Consider the following 24,663-nt stretch of genomic DNA (forward strand, 5'->3'; position numbering starts at 1 on the left):
GCGCCCGCGCTGACCTGCGGGTACCTCAAAGGGCACTCGGGCCACGGGAGTTGGATCCGGTCACCAGTGGGCGGAAATGCCGTCATTTGCCATGGGTACGACGGTCCGAGAGCAATCCGGAATCGAGCCCAAGAGTGGGTCGATCGGTCAGGAAACGACAGCAGCTGTGCCGTACGGACGTCCCGCGTCGGCACCGGAGCCCCTCGCACGGGTGAGGGGCCTCGGCAGGCGCCCTCCGGGCGGGCCGGGGCACCGTTGTCACCGGGGAGGACTACGCTGCGTCGGTGATGGACAAGCACGTACCGCCCGGCACCACAGCACCCGGGCCCCGCCGCCGCGACCGCCACGGCCGCGGGATGCGCGGCCCGGTGGCGCCGCCCCAGGTCCCCCTGTCGGCGAGCAGGGCCGAGGGCTTCACGGATCTCGTGCAGGACTCGGTGGAGCGGCTCGAGCGGCGCTGGCCGCAGCTCGCGGACATCGACTTCCTGGTGCTCGACGTGCCCCGCCTCGAGGGCGGGGCGGAAGCGTCGGCCGAGGGACGCGAGGAGACCGTCCCCCTCGGGGGCACGGCGGAGGCGAACGGCGACCGTCGGGCCCGGATCGTCGTCTACCGCCGGCCGGTCGAGATCAGGACCAAGAGCCGCGACGAGCGCGCGGCCCTGGTCCACGAGGTGGTGGTGGAGCAGGTAGCCGAGCTCCTCGGCCTGTCCCCCGAGTCCGTGGACCCGCGCTACGGCGAGGAGTGACGCGGTCCCGGCCGGAGCGCGCGGCGGCTCCGCACCGCCCTCGCGTCAGCCCTCCCCCGTGTCAGTCCTGGAGCACCGCCAGGTCCTGCGCCGCCTCGGGCACCGAGACCGTGCCCCGGTCGTCCGGCAGGGTCTGCACGGTGAACATGGGCACCCCGTCCTCGTTCTCCGCGAGCGTCCGCGCTGCGTAGGCGGTGCCGGAGACCTGCTCGACAGTGAGGGCGTACGTGCCCTTCAGGCCACTCGGCACCGGCGGCTCGACCGCCTGCGTCGTGCCCTTCCTGACCGTGTACGTCTTGGTGACCGGGCGTCCGCCCTCGCTGCCCGCGGACGCGGTGACCCTGACCTTCGCCGTACCGCGCGGAGCGGTGAGGGCGAGCGTGGAGCCCTTCGCCCGGTTGTCGGCGGCCGTCGCGCGCTCCCCCACCGGCGCGGCCGCCGGGATGAAGGCCATCTCCTGGTCGGCGCCCTTGCCGCGGGTGACCCGCAGGGCGGCGACCACGGGGGTCGAGTCCTCGGTCGGGGTGAGCACCAACGAACCGGCCTCCCCCTTGGTCAGGTCGCCCAGATCGACGGCGGCCGTCATCCCGCTCTTGACGTGCAGGGTCTCGTTGCCGGCCGGGGTGATCGACCCCGTGCGGCCGGCGAGCGACACCTTGAGGTCCGCGTCGTCCTCGCCCGGGGCGAAGGCGAGCAGGCGCACCGAGGTGGCGTCCTTCGGGATGCCGGGCAGGACCACACTGCCGCCCGGGTCGGCGGACGGCGGCAGCCAGTCGGCGCCCAGCTCGTCGTCGCGCGCCTGCACGGCGGCGCCGACCCGGCCCGTACGGGCGGTGACATGGGCGGTCACATTGGTCTGCGGCTCGTCGGTGAGGGTGGACAGCAGGACCGGGACGCTGGACTCGGGCGGCACCTGGATGCCCTCCCCCAGCTCGGACTTGATGGCGCCCTCGCGCCCGTACAGCTCGATGTCGACCACGGCCGCCGTGCTGTCCGGGTTGGTCACATGGACGTAGTCGCTCCGCTCCTTCGCCGTGCTGGCGCCCGGGAACCAGAAGTCGGTGTCGGGTGTCGAGCAGGCCATCCCGAGCAGTCCACGCCCGCTGCCGGCCGGAACCTTGGTGGTCTGCTGCACGGTCCAGCCGGGCGCCAGGGAGCCGTCGGCCGAGCCGATGAGGGCGGGCGCATCGGCACCGGAGGCGTCCGCGGTCACCGCCTTGCCCGGCTCCTCGGGCGCGAGGAAGGGCTTGCCCTTGCCCTTCTTGTCGGCCTTGTCAGGCTTATCAGTCTTGTTGTCTTTGTCCTTGTCCTTCTTCTTGTCCTTGCCGTCGGCCTCATCCTTCAGCTTGCGCTGGGCCGGCGCGAGTTCGGCGGAGCCCTTGGCAGCGGAGGACGAGCCGGCGGCGGACTTCGGCGTGAAGGAGGTGTACGCCGTCTCCGCCAGGTCCGACGAACTCGGCGCCGGGCAGAGCACGCTGGACCGCTCGACGGGCTTGCGCGCGGCCGCCGACGCGGTCTCCGTGCCTTGCGAGTCCGGGCTGGTGAGAGCGGCGAAGCCGGTCACGGCGACGAGGCCCGTGCCCGCTGCGATCAGGGAGAGGGTCGTGCGGTTCACTGCTGGCTCCCGTCGGGGCGCTCACTGTCGGTGCGACTGCCGGATGATCCGGTTCCGGGTTCGTACGGGGACGTTCCGGGCTCGTACGGCGCGTGCCCGGGGTCGTACGAGGGAGGTCCGGGCTCGTACGCGGGATACGACGGGTCCTGGAGCGGGTCGTAGGCCCCAGGGTCGTAGGCAGGCGGGTCATAGGCGGGCGGGTCATAGGCGGGCGGCTGTCCGTACGCGCTCTGGTGGCCGTACGCGTCGTAGCCCGCGTCCTGCTGGGGCACAGGGGCCTGCGGAGGCGCGGGCGGATACGGGGCCGCCCCGTAGGACTCGAGCGCGTACGGGTCCTGCTGGTGGGAGTCCTGCTGATACGGGGCCTGCTGGTACGGGTCCGCCGAGTACTGCCCGTACGGGTCGGCGGCGTACGGGCCGGTGGTGTACGGGTCCGTGGCCTGTGCGGCCGTGTCGGCGTGCGTGGCCGCGCCGGCATGCGCGGATGCATCGGCGGCCGCGTGGCCGGGCTCGTCCCAGTCGCCGTACGCGTGCTGCTGGGGCACGGCCGGCGGGGAGTCGGGCACCTGCGGAGGTGCGCCCTGCGGATCGGCGCCCGCCGTGGCCGGCTCTCCCGGCTCCGCTGCGGCCTGCGCACGGAGCCTGCGCGCCCTGCGCCCCTCGCCCTCGACGGGCTGCGCCGGCACCACGAGCGCCTCGTCCGGCAGGTCGTCGTCGACGGTCCGACGGCGCCCCGGCAGGGCGAGCACCACGAGGACGACGGCCATCGCGCCCTGGGCGAAGAGCCAGCCGGTGTGCGCCCCCGGAGTGTCGAAGGTGACGTCGAGCCGGCCGCCGCCCGCGGGCAGTTCGAAGCCCTGCGCCCAGCCGGCCACGGTCGTCCTGGTGAGCGGCTTGCCGTCGAGCGTCGCCGTCCAGCCGTCGTCGGCGGCGTCCGCGAGGCGCAGTACGCGGCCCTCGGGTCCGTTCGGGATCCGGGTGTGGACCTCGACCGGACCGGCGGCGACCGGCTGCGGCTCGCCCGCGCCGTCGCCGGGCGGCACGATCGCGGCCCGGGCCACCTGGCGGTCGACCCGCCACAGCGCGCTGCCGTCCTGCTGGCTGAGCCTCGTGAGCCCCGGGGTCGCGTCCAGGACGCGGCTCATCCGGCGCGGCGCCCCGTCGTGCACCAGGACGTACCGGACGGCGAAGACGCCGAGCTCGTCCGCCTGGTCGGCGCCGGAGCCCGCGACGAGGTGGGCGACGGTGCGGTCGAGCCGGTCGTTGCCGCCGCCCGCCTCGGTCAGTTCGCCGTCGCCGAGCCGGGCGCCCGCGCCGCGGACCAGCGAGTACGAGACCCGGGCGGCCGAGGAGCTGTCGAGCACGAGGGTGCGTGCCTGGTCCCGGGTGCTCGCCTCCTCCGCGACGAAGGCGGGCACCTGCTCGGGCGTACGCCGCTCGAGGGGCCCGTCCGCGCCGCGGATCATCCAGCCTGCCGCGACGAGCAGCGGACCGGCGGCGGCGAGCACTGCGATCAGTGCGGCCACCGGCTGCCGCCAGCCGAAGCTCTGCTCGGCGACCCGGGAGCGCGCCCCGTCGGCGCCGAGGACGGCGGCGGCGATCATCGCCATGCCGTAGAGGAGGGTCGCCGGGCCCGCCCAGGCCGAGATGTTCGACCACACGGCGAAGACGAAGGCGGTCAGGGCGACGGCCCAGGCGGTGAGCACGGCCTGCCGCCGTTCGCTGCGAAGCAGCGCGGCGAGCGCGGCCGCCACGATGCCCACGAGCAGCAGCCCGCCGACCGCGGCCGGCCCGCCGGGGCTCAGGCCGAGCAGGTCGAGCGCACTCGCCGCCCCCGTGCCGTACGAGAGCCCGGCCTCGCGGAAGAAGCCGAACGGCAGCAGCGAGAGCGACCAGGGAGCGAGGACGAGCAGCGGGACGCCGAGGGCCGCGAGAGTCCGGAGCCCCTGGGCGACGAGGTCGGCGCGGCGCAGCACCAGCAGTCCGATGCCGAGCACCAGGGCGATCGGCCACACGACGGGCGTGAAGGCGGTGGCGACCGTGAGTAGCAGGGCGTACGCCCAGGTCGCACGCCAACTGCCGCGCGCCCCCGGGGAGTCGGCGAGCAGCCCACTGGCGGCGAGGCCCGCGCGGGCGATCAGCGGGAGCAGTACCGCGAGGACCGCGGTGCCGATCCGCCCGCCCGCGAGCGCACCGGTGGCCGCGGGCAGGAAGGCGTACGCGACGGCGGCCCAGGCGCGAAGCAGCCGGGACTGGACGAGCGGCCGGGAGGCGAAGTACGCGGCGACGCCGGCCAGCGGCACCGAACCGATCAGAAGCACCGTGACCGCGAGCCCCGTCGAGCCGAGCAGCAGGGTGGCGAGGCCGGCGACCAGGGCGATGTAGGGCGGCGCGGACTGCGTACCGCCGGTGCCGACGGGGTGCCAGGCGTCCAGGTACCGGTCCCAGAGCGCGGAGGCGTCCGAGGGCGCGGGCAGCAGGGCGCCGCCCGCGAGTGCGCCGCTGCCGAGCAGCGAACGGCCGGCGATCAGCGCGACGAGCAGCAGGACGGCGAAGAGCACCGGACCGGGCTTGCGCGCGAGCCGCTTCACCCGGGCGAACTGGTCGATCTCCAGGAAGTCCGCGTCGTCGTCGCCCGGCCCGCTCTCGACGGCCCCGTGCCGGCCGCCGGAGGAGGCGTCCGGGTCGGAGCGGCCGACGAGACCGGAGGCGACCTGTTCGACGGTGACCCGCACGGTGGCACCCGGCGGCGGGAACAGCGGCCGCAGTTCGGCGGCTTCGGTGACCGCTCTGCCGCGGCGGCGCCGGGCCCCGATGATGCGCCCGGGGCGCAGCAGGGTGCCGGTCAGTCCGGCCACCTCGTCGAGCGCCTGACCCGGCACCTTGCCGACGAGGTAGGCGATGGTGCGCAGCAGGGTGCCGACCACGAGCCGCAGCAGCACCCAGGGCAGCACGGCGGCCCGGGAGTTGACGAGCAGGGCGTACACCGCGCCGGCCTTGTCGACGCGGTGCGGGCTCGCGGTCCCGCGGCCGGCGCAGTCGACGGTGCGGCGCTCGCGGGAGGCGGCCTCGGCATGGCGTACGACGGCGTCCGGGGCGATCATGACGCGATGCCCCGCGGCGTGCGCGCGCCAGCACAGGTCGACGTCGTCACGCATCAGCGGGAGCCGCCGGTCGAAGCCGCCGAGCTGCTCGAAGACGTCCCGCCGGATCAGCATGCCCGCGCTGGAGACGGAGAGCACCGGGCGGGTCTGGTCGTGCTGGCCCTGGTCCTGTTCGCGGCGGTCGATGCCCGTCCAGCGGCGGCCGCTGTGTGCGATGGAGACGCCGACCTCGAGGAGCTGGCGGCGGTCGTACCAGCCGCGGAGCTTGGGGCCGACGACGGCGACGTCGCGGTTCAGCTCCCGCTCGTTCTCGACGAGTTGCAGCAGCGCGGCGAGCGCCCCCGGCTCGGGAGCGCAGTCGTCGTGCAGCAGCCACAGCCACTGCACGGGCTCGCCGTGCGGCAGCTCCGGCATGTCGTATGCCTCGTCGCGCCAGGTCCGGGTGACCGGGTCCCAGCCGCTCGGCCGCTTGAGATACGGGAGGTCGTCGGGGGTGAGGACCCCGGCGGTGCGGGCGGCCTCGTCCACGGCGGCGCCGAAGCCGGTGCGCCGGGCCAGGTGGACGACCCGGTCGGCGCCGAGGGCGTCGGTGACGATGCGGGCGGAGTCGTCTGCGCTGCCGGTGTCGGCGGCGACGACGTTCTGCACGGGGCGTTCCTGGCCGAGCAGGCCGGCGAGCGCGTCGGGCAGCCAGCGCGCACCGTCGTGGGCGACGAGCACGGCGGTGACGACATGCCTGGGGAACTCGGGTGCGGCAGCGCCCTGCGGGTCTGCCGGATGGCTGTGCACGGACATCGAGGTACGGGCCCCGGTTCGATGGACTGCGGTGGACGACGCCCCTGCGGGTGCTGTCCGGTCGGCGCGGAAATCCGGCCAGTCGGCCGGCCCCGCCCCGATCCGGTCGGCAGTCCCTGGGCCCCGTGGGGGCGCCGGGGCGTCTCGGACGGGGCCCCACACTAACGGCTGCCATCGGCACCGGGGGCGGCAGCCGAAAGGGCACCCGTCCGGGGCATCGCCCCGGACACGAAGAACGGCCCGCAACCGGTGGATCTGCCACCCGTCACGGACCGCTGCATACGCCTCGATACCGGTCGAGACCTATCGATATGGGGAACTGTGCGCCGCTTCCGCCCGCCGCCGTGCGCCGGCTCCGGCCCGGCGGGCGGCTCCGGCCGGTCAGACCGCCGCCTTCTTCAGGCGGCGCCGCTCCCGCTCGGAAAGGCCGCCCCAGATTCCGAATCGCTCGTCATTGGCGAGCGCGTATTCGAGGCATTCGGATCGGACCTCACAGGCGAGGCAGACCTTCTTGGCCTCGCGGGTCGACCCGCCCTTCTCGGGGAAGAACGACTCGGGGTCGGTCTGGGCGCACAGCGCGCGCTCCTGCCAGCCGAGTTCTTCTTCCGCGTCCTCGACCAACAGCTCCTCGAACACCTCGGTCATGTGCGCGCCCCTCGTCCGTCTGTGCAGTCCCCGTGATGCTGCCGTTACCGATTTCGGCTGAACGACACGAGTGAAATTACAAGTGCGCCGATCCGGACCAGTCAAGCCAGGATCTGCTATTAGGCCCCTTATTCACTCTGCGGAACCAAGGCTTTCCAGAAAGTGTTCAAATCGGGGTAAACCCAGACACGTTCCTTCGACCCGTCCGTGCGACTCCGCCTCGAACGTAAGGACGCAGGGCGCGCGGATCCCGTTGCCGGGTCGGACGCCGAAGCGAAAAAGATCACAGCCCGATCACAGAACGACAACGGCGTTTACCCGTCCAGCTGTTGCGCCACATGTCCGGCCGGGACCCTGCACAAACCTTTCGCCTCGCAAGGCAACCGGATGCGGTGAATCAAATCTCGCATTCCGGACATCCGGTTGACAGGGGTGCAGTAAACCGCTCTCCTATGGGGCATGCTTGCGAACTCCGCGCCGACCCGGCCCCACACCGGTGGGTCCCTCTGCGCTGCCCTCGCGAGCCGCAGCTGTTGCTGTTGCCGTCCCGGCTGTTGAGCCCATCCCGCTCCGGTCGTACGCCGCTTCCTCCCCGAGCTCGTCGAGCTCCCGAGTGAGCAGCCCTCCCGCTCTCCACGAGCACCTCCCGCCCGCGATCCGGGCGACCGTCCGCGACACCCCAGCACGTGACTGCCGAGGAACCACCGCACGATGAACAGCGACAGCGACCTGCAGATCGCCGGCGACATTCTCGAAGTGCCGCACCTTCTGCGACCCGAGCCCGAACATCCCTCCACCGTCGCGGAGTTCGCCGGGCTCGCCCGTACCGTCGCCGAGGACCGGGCCGGCTGGGAGCACCTGGTCCGGTACGACGCGACCAGCCGCTGGTACCACCGGCTGCGCCAGGGCCCCGGCTACGAGGTCTGGCTGCTCAGCTGGGTGCCGGGACAGGGCAGCGGACTGCACGACCACGGCCCGTCCTCCGGCGTGCTGACCGTGCTGCAGGGCGAGCTGACCGAGCGCACTTCGCGGCGCACGCGCGCGTTGGGCGCCGGTACGCAGCGGGTCTTCGCGCCCGGCTACGCGCACGAGGTGGTCAACGACTCGCTGGAACCGGCCGTCAGCCTGCACGTCTATTTCCCCGGACTGACCGAGATGCCGATGCACGGTCCGCAGTGCTCGCCGGTGCTGCGCGGGGTGCCCGCGGGCTGAACGACAGCCCCGGAGGAGGGCGTTGTCCACAGGCAGCGGACGGCGGAGGGGCCGGGCCTGACAGACTGTGCGCATGCGCATTGTGGTTCTGGCCGGCGGCATCGGTGGTGCCCGTTTTCTCCGTGGACTCAAGGTGGCCGCGCCCGACGCGGACATCACCGTCATCGGTAACACCGGGGACGACATCCATCTCTTCGGGCTCAAGGTCTGTCCCGACCTCGACACGGTGATGTACACCCTCGGCGGTGGCATCAACGAGGAGCAGGGCTGGGGCCGTACCGACGAATCCTTCCGGGTCAAGGAGGAGCTCGCCGCGTACGGGGTGGGGCCGGAGTGGTTCGGTCTGGGCGACCGGGACTTCGCCACCCACATCGTCCGTACGCAGATGCTGGCCGCCGGGTATCCGCTCAGCGCGGTCACCGAGGCGCTGTGCGAGCGATGGCAGCCCGGCGTGCGGCTGATCCCGATGTCCGACGACCGGGTGGAGACGCATGTCGCGGTCGAGCTCGACGGCGAGCGCCGGGCCATCCACTTCCAGGAGTACTGGGTACGGCTCAGGGCGTCCGTCGCCGCCGAGGCCGTGGTGCCGGTCGGCGCGGAGCAGGCCAAGCCGGCGCCCGGGGTGCTCGAGGCGATCGCCGCGGCGGACGTGGTGCTCTTCCCGCCGTCCAACCCGGTGGTGAGTGTGGGGACGATCCTCGCGGTGCCCGGGATCCGGGAGGCCATCGCGGAGGCGGGCGTACCGGTGGTGGGGCTCTCGCCGATCGTCGGGGACGCTCCCGTGCGGGGCATGGCGGACAAGGTGCTGGCCGCCGTCGGCGTCGAGTCCGGTGCGGCGGCGGTCGCCGAGCACTACGGCTCGGGGCTGCTCGACGGCTGGCTGGTGGACACGGTGGACGCGGGTGTGGTGGACCGGGTGACCGAGGCCGGGATCAGGTGCCGGGCCGTGCCGCTCCTGATGACCGACGAGGACGCGGCGGCCCAGATGGCCCGCGAGGCACTGCGGCTTGCCGAGGAGGTCCGGGCGTGAACTCCCCTGCCGGCGAGGCGGCTGCGGCCACCGGATCCGGTCCGGCCACGGAGCTGCGGGCCTGGGCGGTGCCGGGGATCCCCGAGGTCGGGCACGGCGACGATCTGGCCAAGCTGATCGCGGCCGCCGGACCGGGACTGGCCGACGGCGACATCGTGATCGTCACGTCCAAGGTCGTCTCCAAGGCCGAGGGCCGGGTCCTTGCCGCGACCGACCGCGAGGCGGCGATCGACGCCGAGACGGTCCGCGTCGTCGCCCGCCGCGGGGCGCTGCGCATCGTGGAGAACCGGCAGGGCCTTGTGATGGCCGCCGCCGGCGTCGACGCCTCCAACACCCCTTCCGGCACCGTCCTGTTGCTCCCCGAGGACCCCGACGCCTCCGCCCGCGGCATCAGAGAGGGCCTCCGGGACGCCCTGGGCGTGGACGTCGGCGTGCTGGTCAGCGACACCTTCGGCCGCCCCTGGCGCAACGGCCTGACCGACGTCGCGATCGGCGCCGCCGGTGTACGCGTACTCGACGACCTGCGCGGCGGCACGGACTCCCACGGGAATGCGCTCGGCGTCACGGTCACCGCCACCGCCGACGAACTGGCCGCGGCGGGCGACCTGGTGAAGGGCAAGGCAGCCGGACTGCCCGTCGCCGTGGTGCGCGGCGTGAGCGGAGCGGTGACCGGCGGCTCCGACGAGAGCGACGGTGCCCGCGCGCTGGTCCGATCGGCGGCCGACGACATGTTCCGGCTCGGTACCTCGGAGGCGGTACGGGAAGCGGTCACCCTGCGGCGTACGGTGCGGGCCTTCGGAGACGAGCCGGTGGACCTCGGGGCGGTGCGCCGGGCGGTGGCCGCCGCGGTGACCGCGCCGGCCCCGCACCACACCACGCCCTGGCGATTCGTGGTCCTCGGCAGCGAATCCGCGCGGACCGGCCTGCTCGACGCGATGCGGGACGCGTGGATCGAGGATCTGCGCCGGGACGGCAAGTCCGAGGAGTCGATCGCCAAGCGGATCCGGCGCGGCGACGTGCTGCGCGCCGCGCCCCTGATCGTGGTGCCCTGTCTCGTCGCCGAAGGGGCACACCACTACGGGGATCCGCGGCGGGACGCCGCCGAGCGGGAGATGTTCGTCGTCGCGACCGGGGCCGGCATCCAGAACTTCCTGGTGGCGCTGGCCGGTGAGCAGCTCGGCTCGGCGTGGATCTCGTCGACGATGTTCTGCCGGGACGTGGTGCGGCGGGAGCTCGACCTGCCGGCCGACTGGGACCCGATGGGTGCGGTGGCGGTCGGCCGCCCGGCCGAGGCACCGAAGCGGCGGCCACCGCGGGACGCGGGGGACTTCCTCGTCGAGCGCTGAGCGGGTCCCGCGGGGCGCGGGGGGCCGGGCCAGAGGCATCGCGAACGCCCCGCATCGAGAAACCCCGTCGTCGCCTGCGGCGGCCCGGGCTGTGTGGTGACGGCCTGGAGCGCAGGTGGCGTGGTCAGATGCGGGCGATGTCCCAGCGGGGCATCTTCGGGGTGCGGCGCGGTGGGGTGCGGCCTGTGAGCAGCAGGTAGCGGACGGCGCGGTGGCGCTGGCCCGCGTACGGCTCGAGGAGTTCGAGCATCCCGGCGTCGTCGGTATCGCGCTCGCCGGTGAGGGCGTAGCCGACGATGCCGGGCAGATGCAGGTCGCCGACGGTCACCTCGTCCGGTGACCCGTGGCTGCGCTGCACGGTCTCGGCGGAGGTCCACGGGCCGATGCCGGGGACGAGTTCGAGGCGGGTCCTGGCCGCGGGCGGGTCCATCGCCGTGGCCTCCTCCAGGCGGCGGGCGACCCGGACCGCGCGCAGGATCGTCGAGGACCGCTTCTGGTCGACGCCCGCGCGGTGCCACTCCCAGGACGGGATCAGCGCCCAGGTCCGCGGTTCGGGCATCACATGCAGCCGCTCGGACGGGCCGGGCGCTCGCTCGCCGTACTTGCGTACCAGGAGCCGCCAGGCGCGGTAGGCCTCGTCGGTGGTGACCTTCTGCTCGAGGATCGACGGGATCAGGGACTCGAGCACCAGGCCGGTGCGGATGAGCCGGAGTCCGGGCCTGCGCCGCCAGGCGGCCGCCACGATGCGGTGCCGGGGAGCGAAGGCGGCCGGCTCGTCGCTCTCGCCGAGCAGTGTCGGCACCGAGCGGATCAGCCAGTCCGCGCCCGGACCCCAGGCGGCGGCCTCGACCGTACCCGCGCGCGCGGCGACCCGCAGCGTCCCCGGTCCCTCAGGCGTACGACTGGCCCGCCAGGCCGAGCCGTCGGCCTCGATACGGAAGGTGGGGTCGGCCGGGCCCCGCCGGAGCGGCCCGAGAACCAGGCGCAGGTCGACAGGGTCGGGCGGGGTCCAGGTCAGCCGCGCGTCCGGAGCGGTCTGCCGGGGCACCGCCTGGCGGCGGCCGCGCGCGGCACCGGTGCCCTGCTGCGGGGTGAAACGGCCTGCCACGGATGAGGTCCTCGGAAATCGGAAATCGGAAATCGGAAATACGGGTCTGCGCCGAGCCGGGGTCAAAGCCCACGGCCGGAGCCGTCGGGTCCGCGCGGGCCCCACCAAGCTAGTGCCGTGTCAGGCAAGGCCAACTCCGCCGCCGTCACTGGTCCGACGAGAACCTCACCGCGCCCGCAGGCAGTGACGCGTCGCACCAGACCCGGACGCCGTCGCGCAGTTCGTTGTCCGCACCGACCGTGGCGCCGTCGCCCACCACCACGCCGGACAGGGCGGTACGCGCCCCGACCCGCGCGCCCGCGCCGATCAGCGAGTCGGTCACCACCGCGCCCGCCTCCACCACGGCCCCCTCGAGCAGGGCGCTTCCCGAGATCCGGGCGCCGGCACCGACCACCGCGCCCTCGCCGACGACGGTCCCGCCGGTCAGCTTGGCGTCCGCCGCGACCTCGGCGGTCGGCAGGACGAGCGCGTCGCCGCGCCGGCCCGGCACGGCGGGCGACGGCGCCCGGCCGAGTACGAGATCGGCCGATCCCCGTACGAAGGCACCCGGAGTGCCCAGGTCGAGCCAGTACGTGGAGTCGACCATGCCCTGCAGATGGGCGCCCGCGGCGAGCAGCCCGGGGAAGGTCTCGCGCTCCACGGACACCGGGCGGCCCTGCTCGATGGTGTCGATGACCGACCGCCGGAAGACGTACGCCCCCGCGTTGATCTGGTCGGTGACGATCTCCTCGGGCGTCTGCGGCTTCTCCAGGAAGGCGGTCACCCGGCCCGTCGGATCGGTGGGCACCAGGCCGAAGGCCCGCGGGTCGGCCACCCGCGTCAGGTGCAGCGAGACATCGGCGCCCGAGGTGCGGTGGGTGTCGACCAGGGCGCCGATGTCCAGGCCGGTCAGGATGTCGCCGTTGAAGATGAGCACCGGTTCGTCGGGGCCGGATGTGAGCCGCGAGGCCACGTTGCGGATGGCTCCGCCGGTGCCGAGCGGTTCACGTTCGGTGACGTACTCCAGGTGCAGGCCGAGCGCCGAACCGTCGCCGAAGTACGGTTCGAAGACCTCGGCGAGATACGAGGTGGCGAGCACGATGTGCTCGACGCCGGCCGCCCGCGCACGGGCGAGCTGATGGGTGAGAAAGGGCACCCCCGCGGCCGGGACCATCGGCTTGGGTGTGTTGACCGTCAGCGGCCGGAGCCTCGTGCCCTTGCCGCCGACCAGGAGTATCGCCTCGGTCACCTGTCGTCTCTGCTTCCTGCCGGGGCCGGGATCCGTTCGGCCGGCCAGTGTATGCAGACTCGGTGGCCGGCCCCGGTCGGTGCCCCTGGCAGGTGGCGGTCAGCGTCCCTGGTAGGTGGCCGCGGACGTACGGGCCGTGCCGAGCTTGCCGTAGAGCTTGGCCCCCGGGCACTCGGTGGCGAAGCCGTCGCGGTGCCCGGAGATCACGTTCAGACTGACCTTCTTCCCCTTCTTGTAGAGGTTGCTGCCCGCGGAGACCAGCGTCGTCCTGCCCTTCGGGTTGGCGCCGTGCAGTCCGAGCTTCCATGCGGTCAGCCGGGCCACGGCGGTGACGGCGGCCTTCGGCGGGGTCGTGCCCTGGTAGCTGCCGAGGACGGCGATGCCGGTGCTGTTGGTGTTGAAGCCCAGGGTGTGTGCTCCGAGGACCGGCTTGGCCACTCCTCCGGCACGACCTTCATAGATGTTTCCGCACTTGTCCACAGCGAAGTTGTAGCCGAAGTCGCGCCATCCGCTGCTTTTCACGTGGTAGCGGTAGATGCTGCGGAGCACCGAAGGGGCTTGTGCGCAGGTGTAGTTGTTGCCGGTGGCGCTGTGGTGCACGAAGGCGGCCTTGACGGACTTGGTGTAGCCGAATCCGCTCTCGCGGAGCTTCTCGTCGGCGCCCCAGCCCTGGCGGGTGACGATGCGCGGGCGCGGTCCGATGTACGGCTTGGCGGCCAGGCCGCGGGACTCCACGAGGTCCGACTCGGTCTGTTCCTTGGTGAGTTCGGGGATGACGGAGGCGCCGAGCGGGGCCAGTTCGGCGTTCACCGCAGAGCTGGCTGCGGACTCCACGGTGAGGTTGGTGGCGCGCGGGTTGTCGGACGGCGGGCCGGCCGGCGGCGGGTCCTCGCCGGGGTCGACGAGTTCGAGGCGCAGGCCCTCGGGAAGCCCGGCGGGGGCGACGTCCCTGCCCTCTCCCTCGTCCGTGGCGTGCTCGTGGGTGCCGGGTTCCTCGGTGCCGCCGCGCTTGCCGGCGCCGTCGGCCGTGACCCGGATCTCGACTCCGTCGGAGGCGCCGACCCACAGCGGTGCCGTGGAGCCACGGCGTCCGGTGGCGGTGCCCTCCTCGGTGCCGGAGTCCGCCGCATGCTCCTGGTTGTGGGTCTCGAGCTGCTGCCAGGCGGACCAGGCGCCGGTGTCCTTGGAGCGGGTACGGACCTCGACGCGACCCGCGAGCTCGGTGCCCGGGTTGTCCCATACGACGCCGACCAGGGAGAACGGCAGGACGTCCTTGCGGATCAGCCCCTGGGCCCGGGGCTGGCCACCGGCCCGGTCGGACGACAGCGGGGCCAGGGGCAGCGACCGGGTCGAGCCGGCCAGGGAGTCCGTCCGGGATGAGGGCTCTGCCGCAAGTGCCCCGGACGGCAGGGCGAGCGGGAGGCAGAGGGCGGCCGCGCAGGTCGCGCCGAGGCTGGAAGCAATCAGTCCACGCATGGCGTCGATCGTGCGGGCAACAGGACCGGCCCGCACATCGGGAACTGACGGACCGTCGGCCAAACCGGTGGCCGTGCCCTCGCCCCGGACGCCCCACGCCGCCGGGCGCGCCGCGTACCCTTGCGCGGGTGAACGCAACCGACCGTACCCCTGCCGACCTGCTGCGTTCCGCGCTCGCCGCGGATCCCGCGCGCCCCCTGGTGACCTTCTACGACGACGCCACGGGCGAACGCGTGGAACTGTCCGTCGCCACCTTCGCCAATTGGGTGGCCAAGACCGCGAATCTGCTCCAGGGCGACCTCTCCGCCGAACCGGGCGACCGGCTCGCACTGCTGCTGCCCGCGCACTGGCAGACGGCGGTCTGGCTGCTCGCCTGTTCGTCGGTGGGAGTGGCGGCCGATATCGGAGGGCACCCCGGCGCCGCGGATCTGGTCGTCGCCGGTCCCGACGAGTTGGAGGCGGCCCGCGCCTGCGGCGGCGAGCGGGTGGCGCTCGCGCTGAGGCCGCTGGGCGGGCGCTTTCCGCAGCCGCCCGCGGGGTTCGTGGACTACGCGGTCGAGGTGCCGGGCCAGGGCGACAGGTTCGCGCCGTACGCTCCGGTCGATGCGGACGAACTCGCCCTGCGGGTGGGGCCGTTGGAGCTGACGGGCGCCGAGCTTGTGGAGCGGGCGCGCGCCGATGCGGAGGCGCTGGGGCTCGCGCCAGGGGCGCGGGTGCTGTCGGGCCGGGCGTACGACAGCTGGGACGGGCTGTCGGCCGGGCTCTTCGCTCCGCTCGCCGCCGGTGCGTCGGTGGTGCTGTGCCGTCATCTGTCCGAGCTGCCGCCGGAGGGCCGGGCGCGCCGGGTCGCGGACGAGCGGGTCACGGTGTCCGTGGAGTAGTCACGGTGCCGCCCGTGGAGTAGTCACGGGGCCCGTGGAGCGGGGTTCCCGCAGAGCAGGGGTACCTGCAGGCCGAGGCCGGTCGTCGCGTACGTGTGGACGCCCTCGGTAGACGGTTACGTCCTCGCCCCGGCAGCGACCAGGAGTCCGCCGTACCGGCTCGTCGGGTCCGCCGAGGGGCTCTCCCCTGCCTGTGTCGGCCTCGGCGGCCGCGAGCACGCGGTGGTCGTCCGTCACGCGGTGGTCGTCGCCGTTCGGATCCGCGGTCCGGGCGGAGCGCGCAGCCGAGCCCGTCGGGGTTCCGGGCGCCGGCGGCGCCGCGCCTCGGCCCCGCCCGTAGGACGGGACGACCACGCCCGCTCCCCCGGTGAACCGTCGCGGACCCCGACACCCGTACGGCCCACTGCGGACCCCGGTCCGCGCGCGCGAGGGGCGGGCCCCGGGTCATGGTCGTAGGAGCGTCGTGTCGTGTCGACGCGCTGCCGATGCCATGGATGCCACGAGGGGGAACTGACACGTGACCGACACCGCCGGTACGCCCGACGGTCCGCAGGGTCCGGACGACGACGCGCCCGGGACGGGCCCGGCCGACGGCACGCACCAGGCATCGGGCACGGACGGCGAGGCAGAGGCCGGGGAGGAGACCGCCCGGGCGAAGACCGCCGAGGCGGAGACCGCGGACGGGACCGCGGAGGCCTCCCCCGCTCCCCGTAAGAAGCGCCACTGGCTGCGCTGGACCGCGCTCGGCGCCTCCGTGGTCGTGCTTGCCGCGGCCGGTGTCGGATGGAGTCTGTACCGCAAGCTCGAGGGGAACATCACCCAGGACACCGGCACCGCCGCCGAGCTCGAGCGCTACGACAAGGAACGCCCGCCGCCGTCCGAGCACGACGCGCTCAACATCCTGCTGATCGGTTCGGACACCCGCGCAGGCCGCGGCAACAAGCCGTACGGCAGGGACGTCGGCTCCCAGCGTTCGGACACCACGATCCTGCTGCACCTGGCCGCGGACCGGAAGAGCGCGACCGCGGTGTCCCTGCCGCGCGATCTGATGGTGGACCTGCCGAGCTGCCGCAAGGCGAACGGCTCGCGCACCAAGGAGCAATTCGCCCAGTTCAACTGGGCGTTCCAGTTCGGTGGCGCCGCCTGCACGATCCGTACCGTCGAGAAGCTGACGAAGATCCGGATCGACCACCACATGGTCGTGGACTTCCAGGGCTTCAAGAAGATGGTCGACGCCGTCGACGGCGTGGTCGTCTGCCTCAAGAATCCGGTCGACGACCCGGATTCGCGGCTGAAGCTCAGCGCGGGCCGCCACCGTCTCGACGGGGAACAGGCGCTCGGTTACGTACGGGCCCGCAAGACCCTCGGCAACGGCAGCGACACCGACCGGATGGACCGCCAGCAGAAGTTTCTGGCCGCGCTGGTCAAGAAGGTGCAGAGCAATGGCGTCCTGCTCAATCCGACCAAGCTCTATCCCGTGCTCGATGCCGCCACGTCTTCCCTCACCACCGACCCCGCATTGGCCGGACTGACCGATTTGTACGACCTGGTGCGCAGTATGCGCAATATCCCGACCAAGAAGGTGCAATTCCTGACCGTTCCGCGCCGGGCGTACGAGTACGACCCGAATCGCGACGAACTCGCACAACCCGCCGCGGGGCGACTCTTCGAGCAGCTGCGCAAGGACGCGCCGCTGCATGTGGCGGACGCGGACTCGCAATCCACCGGCAACAAGAACGAGGCCGCCGGGAAGGAAAAGGCCGGGAAGAAGTCGAAGGGCGAGAAGGGCAAGAAGGGCGAGAAGGCCGACAAGGACGCCGAGGACACCGAGGGCGGCGGCGAGGACTTCAGCCGCGGACTGTACGACGACGGCGACTACTTCGACGGCGGCAGCGACTACTGGGACGACGACAAGCCGTCCGGCACCGACCCGCACCTCATCCCTCCGCACACCCTGCTGCGTCCGGCCGCCGAAGACCCCGACGGGCCGAGTCCGGCACCCACCGAGCCCGGTCCGGTACCCACGTTCCGCGGAAATACGGCCGACGATTCGACGTGCGAGTAAAGGCCACCTCAAAGGACTCTGTGAGATCTCCGGGAAATGGGCGTATTGCCCAGTTGTAGGGGAGTGGAATTTGTCACCGGCGTCGCCCCCGGCTGAACAGGGCGGATAGTGTGAGCGATCCGGTGCACCCGGCCACCCCGTGGCGCACCAGGGCGAGAAGCCCTAGGGCACATCCTTGAGGACATGCCCAGCAGGACCGATCGACGGGCGCCCTGGAGGGGGAGGGCGCGCGTGGCCCCGACGGAGGACTCAGGCAACCGTGGACGCGCAAGGCCGTGGGCGGGCGGAGAACATCGACCCCGCAGACCAATGGGTACTCAACCCGCACACCGGCGATTACGAACTGCGACTGGACCCTTCCGCTGGGCAGTCGAACGTCCCCGGCCCCCGCCGCTCGGCGAGAACGGCCACGGCTCCGCGCCGCCGCTCCCCCGCCCCGGGACACGACCGCCACAGCCCCGAGGTCCCGGTCCAGCGCCGCCACCGGCACCCGGACGACCTGCCGCCCGGCCGCCGCAGGCCGCGGCCGGGGTCCGGCCGTTCCCGGGGCAAGAAGATCGCCCTGTGGATCTGCGGAATCCTCGCCTTCCTCGTCCTGGCCGCGGGCGTCGGCGCGTATCTCTACTGGGACCACCTGAACGACAACATCACCGGCATAGACGACGACGGCGCGGGCACCGGCGGATTCAGCAAGGACCGCCCGATCAACGTGCTGCTCATCGGCACCGACAAGCGCACCGGCAAGGGCAATTCGGGATACGGCGACTCCGGCAGCGCGGGCCACGCGGACACCACGATCCTGCTGCACGTCTCCAAGGACCGCAGCAACGCGACCGCGTTGAGCATCCCGCGCGACATGATCACCGACATCCCCACCTGCCCGACCAAGCAGGACGACGGCTCGACGAAGGACATCCCGGGCACCCGGAGCACCCGGTTCAACGAGAGCCTCGGGCAGAACGGCCGTACGCCCAGCTGCACGATGCGCACCGTCAACAAGATCACCGGCCTGGAGATCGACCACTTCATGATGGCCGACTTCAATGCGGTCAAGACGCTCTCCAGCGCGGTCGGCGGCGTCCCGGTGTGCGTCGCCAAGGACATCGACGACCCCAAGTCGCATCTGAAGCTGTCCAAGGGCAAGCACACCATCGAGGGCGACGACGCGCTCGCGTACGTACGCACCCGCTACTCGGTCGGCACCGGCGGCGACCTGAGCCGGATCGAGCTCCAGCAGCAGTTCCTCAGCTCGCTGATGCGGAAGATGAAGTCCAACGACACGCTCACCAGCCCGAAGAAGCTGCTCGGTCTCGCGGACGCCGCCACCTCGGCACTCACCGTGGACAGCCAGATCGCGGACCTGAACAGACTCAAGGATCTGGGCCTGGAGTTGGGCAAGGCCGATCTGAAGAACATCAGCTTCACCACGGTCCCGGTGGTGGACAACACCGACGGTGCGACCGTGCTCCTGAACGACGCCAAGGCCGGACCGCTGTTCTCGATGCTGCAGGCGGACCAGTCGCTGACCGAGACGAAGAAGAAGCGGAAGGCCGCGCAGCAGGCCCGGCTCAAGGGCCCGAAGGCGGACGCCTCCGAGGTCCGGGTCAATGTCTACAACGGCAGCCACACCCAGGGTGCCGCCGGCACCACACTGACCTGGCTGCAGAACGAACAGGGCGTCCTGAAGGCCTCGCAGCTGGGCAACGCGCCCGACAAGCAGGCGAGGACGACCCTGGAGTACGCGCCCGACCAGGCGGACGAGGCACGCAGGCTGGCCCAGATCATGGGTCTGCCGGGGTCCGCGATGAAGCCGGGCAAGAGCGAGAGGAACAGCCAGGGGCTGCCGGCCATGACCTTGATTCTGGGGGCGGATTTCAAGGAAGCCGGCACACCCATCTCCGCGCCGACGAAGGTGCCGGACGGAGTGCAGAAGGTCGAGGCGGACAAGGCCGTGTGCGCCAAGTAGGGCCGGGCGCCCTCCCGTTCGGCCGCGCGCCGGGCGGGAAGGCGCACCTGGGGGCGCGGCAGGCAGGGAGGGGATCGCATGAGGCAGGGCAGCGTGCGCGGGGAGGGTCCGCTCGACAGCGACCCGCACGCGGGTGAACAGGGCCTGGACCAGGACCGGTTCGGCGAGGAGGACGAGGGCGAGCCGCCGCGGCGGTCCGGCCGCCGGCCGCGCCGCGAGTCCGGCCGGGCGCGGGGGCCGCGCCGAAAACGCCGGATATTCCGCTGGATCGCAGGGTCGCTCACGGTCCTGGTGCTCGCCGCGGCCGGCCTCGGCTACTTCTACTACGAGTATCTGAACAACCGGATCGACACCGAGCAGCTGCCGGACGACAACCGCGCGCCCGAGGCGACGCCCAACGCGGCCGGCCAGACTCCCTTGAACATCCTGGTCATCGGCTCCGACGCGCGGGACACCGAGGCCAATCAGAAGCTCGGCGGGGCGAAGGAGACCTTCGGCGGCACCCCGCTGGCCGATGTGCAGATGCTGGTCCACCTGTCCGCGGACCGCAGCAACATGTCGGTGATCAGCATGCCGCGCGACACCCTCGTCGAGGTGCCCCAGTGCCGTGACGAGAAGAACGACAAGACGTACCCGGCCAGCAACGGCCGCATGATGACCAACGAGACCCTGGGCCGGGGCGGCGCCGCCTGCACCGTACTGACCTGGGAGAAGCTGACCGGCATCCGGATCAACCACTTCATGATGGTCGACTTCGCCGGGGTGGTCTCGATGGCGGACGCGATCGGCGGGGTGCCGGTGTGCGTGGACGCGAACATCCACTCCCGGGACTCCCAGGGCCACGGCTCAGGACTGCGCCTGGAGAAGGGCACCACGAACATCAAGGGCGAGCAGGCCCTGCAGTGGCTGCGTACCCGCTACGGCTTCGAGGACGGCAGCGACATCGGCCGCGCCAAGGCCCAGCACATGTACATGAATTCGATGGTGCGCGAGCTGCGTGAGAACGCCACGCTCAGCAATCCCGGCCGGTTGCGCAGCCTCGCCGAGGAGGCCACGGACGCGCTGACCGTCGACACCGGTCTCGACTCGGTGGCCAAGCTGTACGACCTGAGCAAGGAGCTCAGGAAGGTCCCGCCGAAGCACATCACCATGACGACCATGCCGTACGAGTACCAGGGTGCGCGGGTGGTGCCGAAGCCGGACGACGCCGAGCAGCTCTTCCGGCTCGTACGCGAGGACATCGCGCTTGACGGCGACGGCGGGAAGAAGGGCGGCAAGGGCGCCGGCAAAAAGGATTCGCCCGAGGGTGAGCAGGAGGAGTCGGCGGATCCGAAGGAGCCCACGTCCGACGACCCCGCCGCGCAGCCCGCCGAGATCGGTGTGACGGTCCAGAACGCCACCGGCAGCGACCGTCAGCAGGCGGTACAGGGCCGCGCCCACCAGGTGGCGCAGCTGCTCGCCGGCCAGGGCTACAGCCGGGCGACGGCGGACAACGGGGCGACGCTGAGCCGGGCCCGTACGACGATCCGCTTCCCCAGTGCCGAACTCGAGGGCGACGCCCAGGCGGTGGCCAAGTCCCTCGGCCTGCCGATGAGTTCGGTCCGGGAGTCCAAGGACGTCAGCACGGTGACCGTGGTGGTCGGCGCGGACTGGCGCAGCGGCGAGGCGCCCGAGCAGCCGAAGCAGGACGACCGCACGCCCGAATCGGCCGACGCCCTGAACGGCGCCGACGAATCGGCCTGCATGCACGTGGACCCCAACTTCACCTGGGAGTAGGCGAGCTCGGGCGGGGGCCGGACACGACCGGGCGGGAGGACGCGCGTCAGCCGTCGCGTTACCGCGAACGGGCGACCCGGCGCGCGCCGGACGGCGCAATTCCGTGGGCCGCAGATCGTATCGACCTACGGTTGCACGCGTCCGACGCCCGCTCCACGGAGGTGTCCCGAAGTGCCCACGGCGTCCCGCTCGCCCGCCCGACCTCCCCGGCCGGGCCGGCCGACGCGACCGCCCGGCGGCGGCCGGCGCAGAGTGGTCCGCCGGCCGAACTGGGCCATGCGGATCACCACGGCCTTCTCGGTGCTGGTCCTGGGAGCCGCCGGCATCGGCCACGCGGTGGTGACCGGCCTGGACACCGGCATCTCGCGGGTCGACCCTTTCAAGGACATGAAGAACCGGCCGCAGGCGGGCCACGGCACCAACTTCCTGCTCGTCGGCACCGACGGCCGGGACCGGATCAGTGAGCAGGAGCGCCGCAAGTACCGGCTCGGGGGCGCCCCCTGCCACTGCACGGACACCATGATGATCGTGCACCTCTCCGAGGCCAGGGACCGCGCCAGCATCGTGAGCCTGCCCCGCGACTCGTACGCCGAACTGCCCGCGCACACCGACCAGAACACCGGCGACAAGCACAAGGCCCATCCGGTGAAGCTGAACGCCGCCTACGCGGAGGGCGGGCCCAACCTCACCGTGCGCACCGTCGAGCGGATGACGAAGGTCAAGATCGACCACTATCTCGAGGTCGACTTCACCAGCTTCATGAAGACCGTCGACGTCCTCGGCGGCGTCGAGATCTGCACAGCCCGCCCGCTCAAGGACTCCCACACCGGCCTCGACCTGGCCGCGGGCCGGCACCGCCTGAACGGCGGCGCGGCCCTGCAGTACGTGCGCTCCCGGCACATCGGCGGCGACGCGGACCTCGGCCGGATGCAGCGCCAGCAGCGCTTCCTGGCCGCGGTGATCGCCAAGGCCACCTCCTCCGGGGTGCTCCTGAATCCGGTGCGGTTCCGCGACATGTCGCGCACCGTGCTCGGCTCGGTGCGCGCGGACCGGAACTTCGGCGCCGACGAGATGCTGGACCTCGGCCACGCGATGCGGCGCTTCACGCCCGCCTCCTCCGAGTTCACCTCGGTCCCGATCGGGAAGATGGGGTACGCGGTCAAGGGCATCGGCTCGACCCTCAAATGGGACGCGGCGAAGTCCGCGAAGCTCTTCGGCGCGCTGCGCACCGACAAGCCGCTGGCTCCGCTGAAGACGGCGAAGTCGAAGCCGAAGGCGACCGTGGTGGACGTGCCTCCGGAGCAGATCCGCGTCCAGGTCTCGAACGGCACGGCGACCGCGGGCCTCGGCGGCAAGGTCGACCAGGCGCTGCGCGCCAACGGCTTCCGCACCACCGGCACCCCCGACAACGCGCCGAAGCGGGACGTGCAGCGCACGGTAGTGGAGTACGACCCGCGCTGGGACCGGTCGGCGAAGACCCTGGCCACCGCCCTGCCGGACAGCGAACTCCGCGCGGCCAAGGGGCGCGGCCCGCAGATGAAGGTGATCGCCGGCGAGGACTACGACGGAGTGCAGCGGGTGCGGGCGGAGAACCCGCAGCCGGCCGGCGAGGCCGGGGTGGTCACCGGGGACGAGGTCGTCTGCGAGTGACCTGCGGGCTCGGTGCGGGGCCGGGGATCAGTCCTCGATGCCGTCGGCCGCGCGCTTCTCGCGCAGCTCCCTGATCGCCCGGCGGCGGGCGAGGCGGTGGGTGCGCCGGATCTGCGCCTCCTGGTAGCGGCGGCGGTCGCGCTCGGTCTCCGGCTCGACCGGGGGCACCTCGCGCGGGCTGCCGTCGGCGTCGACCGCGGCGAAGACGAGATAGGCGGAGCCGACCTGCTGGGCGGGCGTCGACTCGTTCCACCGCTCGGCGAGCACCCGGACGCCGACCTCCATGGAGGTCCGGCCGGTCCAGTTGACCTGGGCCTTCACATGGACGAGGTCGCCGACCCGGACCGGCTCGAGGAAGGCCATCTCGTCCATCGAGGCGGTGACGGCGGGGCCGCCGGAGTGCCGGCCGGCCACGGCGCCGGCCGCGTCGTCCACCAGTTTCATGATCACGCCGCCGTGCACCGTGCCCAGGAGGTTGGTGTCGTTGTGGGTCATGATGTGGCTGAGGGTGGTGCGGGAAGCCGAGGTGGGCTTGCCCTCAATCGCCCCGGTAAGGGTCGCAGCCGAGGCTCGGGCCTGATCTGTCATGAGGTCCACCTTATGCCGGGACCGCTTTGCATCAGGTCTGCAACAGCCCTGGCCCGAATCGTCTGCAGGCCTTGTGAGGCAGCTTGACGTGCCCTGCACACTGTTCCAATGAGCGATTGGCCCGACGGGTACGGCCGTGACGACCGGTACGGACAAGGCAGTGGACGCATGCAGCCGGAAGGCGCACGCGTCATGCCCCACGTGCAGCGCGGCCAGACCGCCCGCCCCATCCCCCAGCAGGGCGGTTACGACGACCGCGGCTACGACGACCGCGGTTACGACAGCGGCTACAGCGACGGCCAGGTCTACGGAAACGGCAGCGGCGGCCGCGGCGGCGACGACGGCTACTACGACGACGGCCGCGGCGGACGCCCGGCACCGAACTGGCGCCGGCGCATCAAGATCGGTGCGCTGACCCTGGTCGTGGTCTTCCTCGCTGTGACGATCGGCACGTACTTCTGGGCCGATTCCAAGCTGAAGCGCGAGGTCGACCTGTCGAAGGTGATCGAGCGGCCCGGCGGCGGCGACGGCACCAACTACCTGATCGTCGGCTCGGACAGTCGCGAGGGCATGTCCAAGGAGGACCAGAAGCGGCTGCACACCGGCAAGGTCGAGGGCAAGCGCACCGACTCGATGATGATCCTGCACGTCGGGGACAACGGGAACACGATGGTCTCGCTCCCCCGTGACTCGGACGTCGAGATACCGTCCTTCAAGGGCTCGGACTCGGGGAAGCTCTACCCGAACCAGGGCCGGCGCACGAAGCTGAACGCCGCGTACGCCGAGGACGGCCCCGAGCTCCTGGTCCGTACCGTCGAGCACAACACGGGTCTGAAGATCGACCACTACGCGGAGATCGGCTTCGGCGGATTCGCGAACATCGTGGACGCGCTCGGCGGCGTGGAGATGGACATCCCGCGCGACATCAAGGACCGCGACTCCGGCTCGGACTTCAAGAAGGGCAAGCAGACCCTCGACGGCGAGCAGGCCCTCGCCTTCGTGCGGAACCGCAAGGAGGCCGGCAGCGACCTGGAGCGCACCAAGAACCAGCAGAAGTTCCTGGCCACGCTCGCGAACCAGGCCGCGACCCCGGGCACGATCCTGAACCCCTTCCGGCTCTACCCGACGATGGGCGCCGGTCTGGACACCCTGGTCGTCGACAAGGACATGGGTCTGCTCGACGTCGCCGAGATGTTCTGGGCGATGAAGGGCATCACCGGCGGCGACGGCAAGTCCATGAACATCCCGATCTCCGGCTCCAACGGCGGGAACCTGGTCTGGGACAAGGCCAAGGTCAAGCAGCTCGTCGAGCAGCTGAAGAACGACGAGAAGGTCACGGTCTCGGAGAACTGACCGTCGGCGGCGTGCAAGGGAGAGGGCCCCGGGCGACCGGGGCCCTCTCGCGTGCGGGGCGCTCTCGCGTGCAGGACGC

17 protein-coding genes are annotated in these 24,663 nt (G+C 72.2%); 10 read left to right on the top strand and 7 right to left on the bottom strand.

What is annotated here, in order from left to right:
* Nucleotides 1-287: 287 nt before the first annotated feature.
* Nucleotides 288-746, top strand: a complete 459-nt coding sequence (locus DY218_RS04310; protein ID WP_128554589.1) for a metallopeptidase family protein — start codon at nt 288-290, stop codon at nt 744-746.
* 61 nt (nt 747-807) lie between these two features.
* On the opposite strand, the gene DY218_RS04315 is transcribed toward DY218_RS04310, so the two are convergent.
* From DY218_RS04315 to DY218_RS04325, 3 genes are all read right to left on the bottom strand, one after another.
* Nucleotides 808-2,361, bottom strand: coding sequence for a DUF5719 family protein (locus tag DY218_RS04315; protein WP_128554553.1), 1,554 nt, complete (start codon nt 2,359-2,361; stop codon nt 808-810).
* Nucleotides 2,358-6,260 carry a glycosyltransferase gene (locus DY218_RS04320; RefSeq protein ID WP_128554554.1) on the bottom strand — a complete coding sequence of 1,301 codons (3,903 nt, stop codon included), beginning with the start codon at nt 6,258-6,260 and terminating at the stop codon, nt 2,358-2,360. The genes DY218_RS04315 and DY218_RS04320 overlap by 4 nt, the downstream gene beginning before the upstream one ends.
* Before the next feature lie 381 nt (nt 6,261-6,641).
* Complete coding sequence (locus tag DY218_RS04325) at nt 6,642-6,905, bottom strand: WhiB family transcriptional regulator (protein ID WP_128554555.1); 264 nt, start codon at nt 6,903-6,905, stop codon at nt 6,642-6,644.
* Between the two features lie 711 nt (nt 6,906-7,616).
* Here DY218_RS04325 and DY218_RS04335 point away from each other — a divergent pair.
* The 3 genes from DY218_RS04335 to DY218_RS04345 all read left to right on the top strand — a co-directional run bounded on the left by DY218_RS04335 (nt 7,617) and on the right by DY218_RS04345 (nt 10,493).
* The gene (locus tag DY218_RS04335; RefSeq protein WP_128554557.1) at nt 7,617-8,117 is read left to right on the top strand and encodes a cysteine dioxygenase; all 501 of its coding nucleotides are present in this window, start codon (nt 7,617-7,619) and stop codon (nt 8,115-8,117) included.
* A gap of 73 nt (nt 8,118-8,190) precedes the next feature.
* Complete coding sequence (cofD, locus tag DY218_RS04340) at nt 8,191-9,147, top strand: 2-phospho-L-lactate transferase (RefSeq protein WP_128554558.1); 957 nt, start codon at nt 8,191-8,193, stop codon at nt 9,145-9,147.
* A complete protein-coding gene (locus tag DY218_RS04345; RefSeq protein ID WP_267899360.1) occupies nt 9,144-10,493 on the top strand; it encodes a coenzyme F420-0:L-glutamate ligase in 1,350 nt (449 codons plus the stop codon). The genes cofD and DY218_RS04345 overlap by 4 nt, the downstream gene beginning before the upstream one ends.
* 124 nt (nt 10,494-10,617) lie before the next feature.
* Here the strand turns inward: DY218_RS04345 and DY218_RS04350 are convergent, their stop codons facing one another.
* The 3 genes from DY218_RS04350 to DY218_RS04360 form a co-directional block, all read right to left on the bottom strand.
* Nucleotides 10,618-11,601 carry a DNA-3-methyladenine glycosylase family protein gene (locus DY218_RS04350; RefSeq protein ID WP_128554559.1) on the bottom strand — a complete coding sequence of 328 codons (984 nt, stop codon included), beginning with the start codon at nt 11,599-11,601 and terminating at the stop codon, nt 10,618-10,620.
* A 145-nt stretch (nt 11,602-11,746) separates the two neighbouring features.
* The gene (manB, locus tag DY218_RS04355) at nt 11,747-12,829 is read right to left on the bottom strand and encodes a mannose-1-phosphate guanylyltransferase (protein ID WP_128554560.1); all 1,083 of its coding nucleotides are present in this window, start codon (nt 12,827-12,829) and stop codon (nt 11,747-11,749) included.
* A 99-nt stretch (nt 12,830-12,928) separates the two neighbouring features.
* Entirely contained in the window at nt 12,929-14,305 is a 1,377-nt protein-coding gene (locus DY218_RS04360) for a peptidoglycan recognition protein family protein (protein WP_128554561.1), read from the bottom strand.
* 128 nt (nt 14,306-14,433) lie between these two features.
* On the opposite strand from DY218_RS04360, the gene DY218_RS04365 reads away from it, so the two are divergent.
* The 5 genes from DY218_RS04365 (at nt 14,434) to DY218_RS04385 (ending at nt 22,643) form a co-directional block, all read left to right on the top strand.
* Nucleotides 14,434-15,186: a TIGR03089 family protein gene (locus DY218_RS04365; protein ID WP_128554562.1), complete on the top strand. Its 753-nt coding sequence runs from the start codon at nt 14,434-14,436 to the stop codon at nt 15,184-15,186.
* A 517-nt stretch (nt 15,187-15,703) separates the two neighbouring features.
* The gene (locus DY218_RS04370) at nt 15,704-17,251 is read left to right on the top strand and encodes an LCP family protein (protein WP_128554563.1); all 1,548 of its coding nucleotides are present in this window, start codon (nt 15,704-15,706) and stop codon (nt 17,249-17,251) included.
* Between the two features lie 259 nt (nt 17,252-17,510).
* The gene (locus tag DY218_RS04375) at nt 17,511-19,217 is read left to right on the top strand and encodes an LCP family protein (protein WP_128554564.1); all 1,707 of its coding nucleotides are present in this window, start codon (nt 17,511-17,513) and stop codon (nt 19,215-19,217) included.
* Nucleotides 19,218-19,295: 78 nt separating this feature from the next.
* A complete protein-coding gene (locus DY218_RS04380; RefSeq protein WP_128554565.1) occupies nt 19,296-20,993 on the top strand; it encodes an LCP family protein in 1,698 nt (565 codons plus the stop codon).
* 171 nt (nt 20,994-21,164) lie between these two features.
* Nucleotides 21,165-22,643 (top strand): LCP family protein, encoded by a 1,479-nt coding sequence (locus DY218_RS04385; RefSeq protein ID WP_456341167.1) that lies wholly within the window; start codon nt 21,165-21,167, stop codon nt 22,641-22,643.
* A 27-nt stretch (nt 22,644-22,670) separates the two neighbouring features.
* Here the strand turns inward: DY218_RS04385 and DY218_RS04390 are convergent, their stop codons facing one another.
* Complete coding sequence (locus tag DY218_RS04390) at nt 22,671-23,231, bottom strand: acyl-CoA thioesterase (protein ID WP_128554567.1); 561 nt, start codon at nt 23,229-23,231, stop codon at nt 22,671-22,673.
* Nucleotides 23,232-23,339: 108 nt separating this feature from the next.
* Between DY218_RS04390 and DY218_RS04395 the strand changes: the two genes are divergently transcribed.
* Nucleotides 23,340-24,584, top strand: coding sequence for an LCP family protein (locus tag DY218_RS04395; protein ID WP_128554568.1), 1,245 nt, complete (start codon nt 23,340-23,342; stop codon nt 24,582-24,584).
* Nucleotides 24,585-24,663 lie beyond the last annotated feature (79 nt).

This window comes from Streptomyces triticagri (genome assembly GCF_003429565.1).
Classification (GTDB): domain Bacteria; phylum Actinomycetota; class Actinomycetes; order Streptomycetales; family Streptomycetaceae; genus Streptomyces; species Streptomyces triticagri.

Coding starts and splice junctions, on each gene's coding strand:
- DY218_RS04310 (WP_128554589.1), top strand. CDS start 288: ATGGACAAGCACGTACCGCCCGGCACCACAGCACCCGGGCCCCGCCGC.
- DY218_RS04320 (WP_128554554.1), bottom strand. CDS start 6,260: ATGTCCGTGCACAGCCATCCGGCAGACCCGCAGGGCGCTGCCGCACCC.
- DY218_RS04325 (WP_128554555.1), bottom strand. CDS start 6,905: ATGACCGAGGTGTTCGAGGAGCTGTTGGTCGAGGACGCGGAAGAAGAA.
- DY218_RS04335 (WP_128554557.1), top strand. CDS start 7,617: ATGAACAGCGACAGCGACCTGCAGATCGCCGGCGACATTCTCGAAGTG.
- cofD (WP_128554558.1), top strand. CDS start 8,191: ATGCGCATTGTGGTTCTGGCCGGCGGCATCGGTGGTGCCCGTTTTCTC.
- DY218_RS04360 (WP_128554561.1), bottom strand. CDS start 14,305: ATGCGTGGACTGATTGCTTCCAGCCTCGGCGCGACCTGCGCGGCCGCC.
- DY218_RS04380 (WP_128554565.1), top strand. CDS start 19,296: ATGAGGCAGGGCAGCGTGCGCGGGGAGGGTCCGCTCGACAGCGACCCG.
- DY218_RS04390 (WP_128554567.1), bottom strand. CDS start 23,231: ATGACAGATCAGGCCCGAGCCTCGGCTGCGACCCTTACCGGGGCGATT.
- DY218_RS04395 (WP_128554568.1), top strand. CDS start 23,340: ATGAGCGATTGGCCCGACGGGTACGGCCGTGACGACCGGTACGGACAA.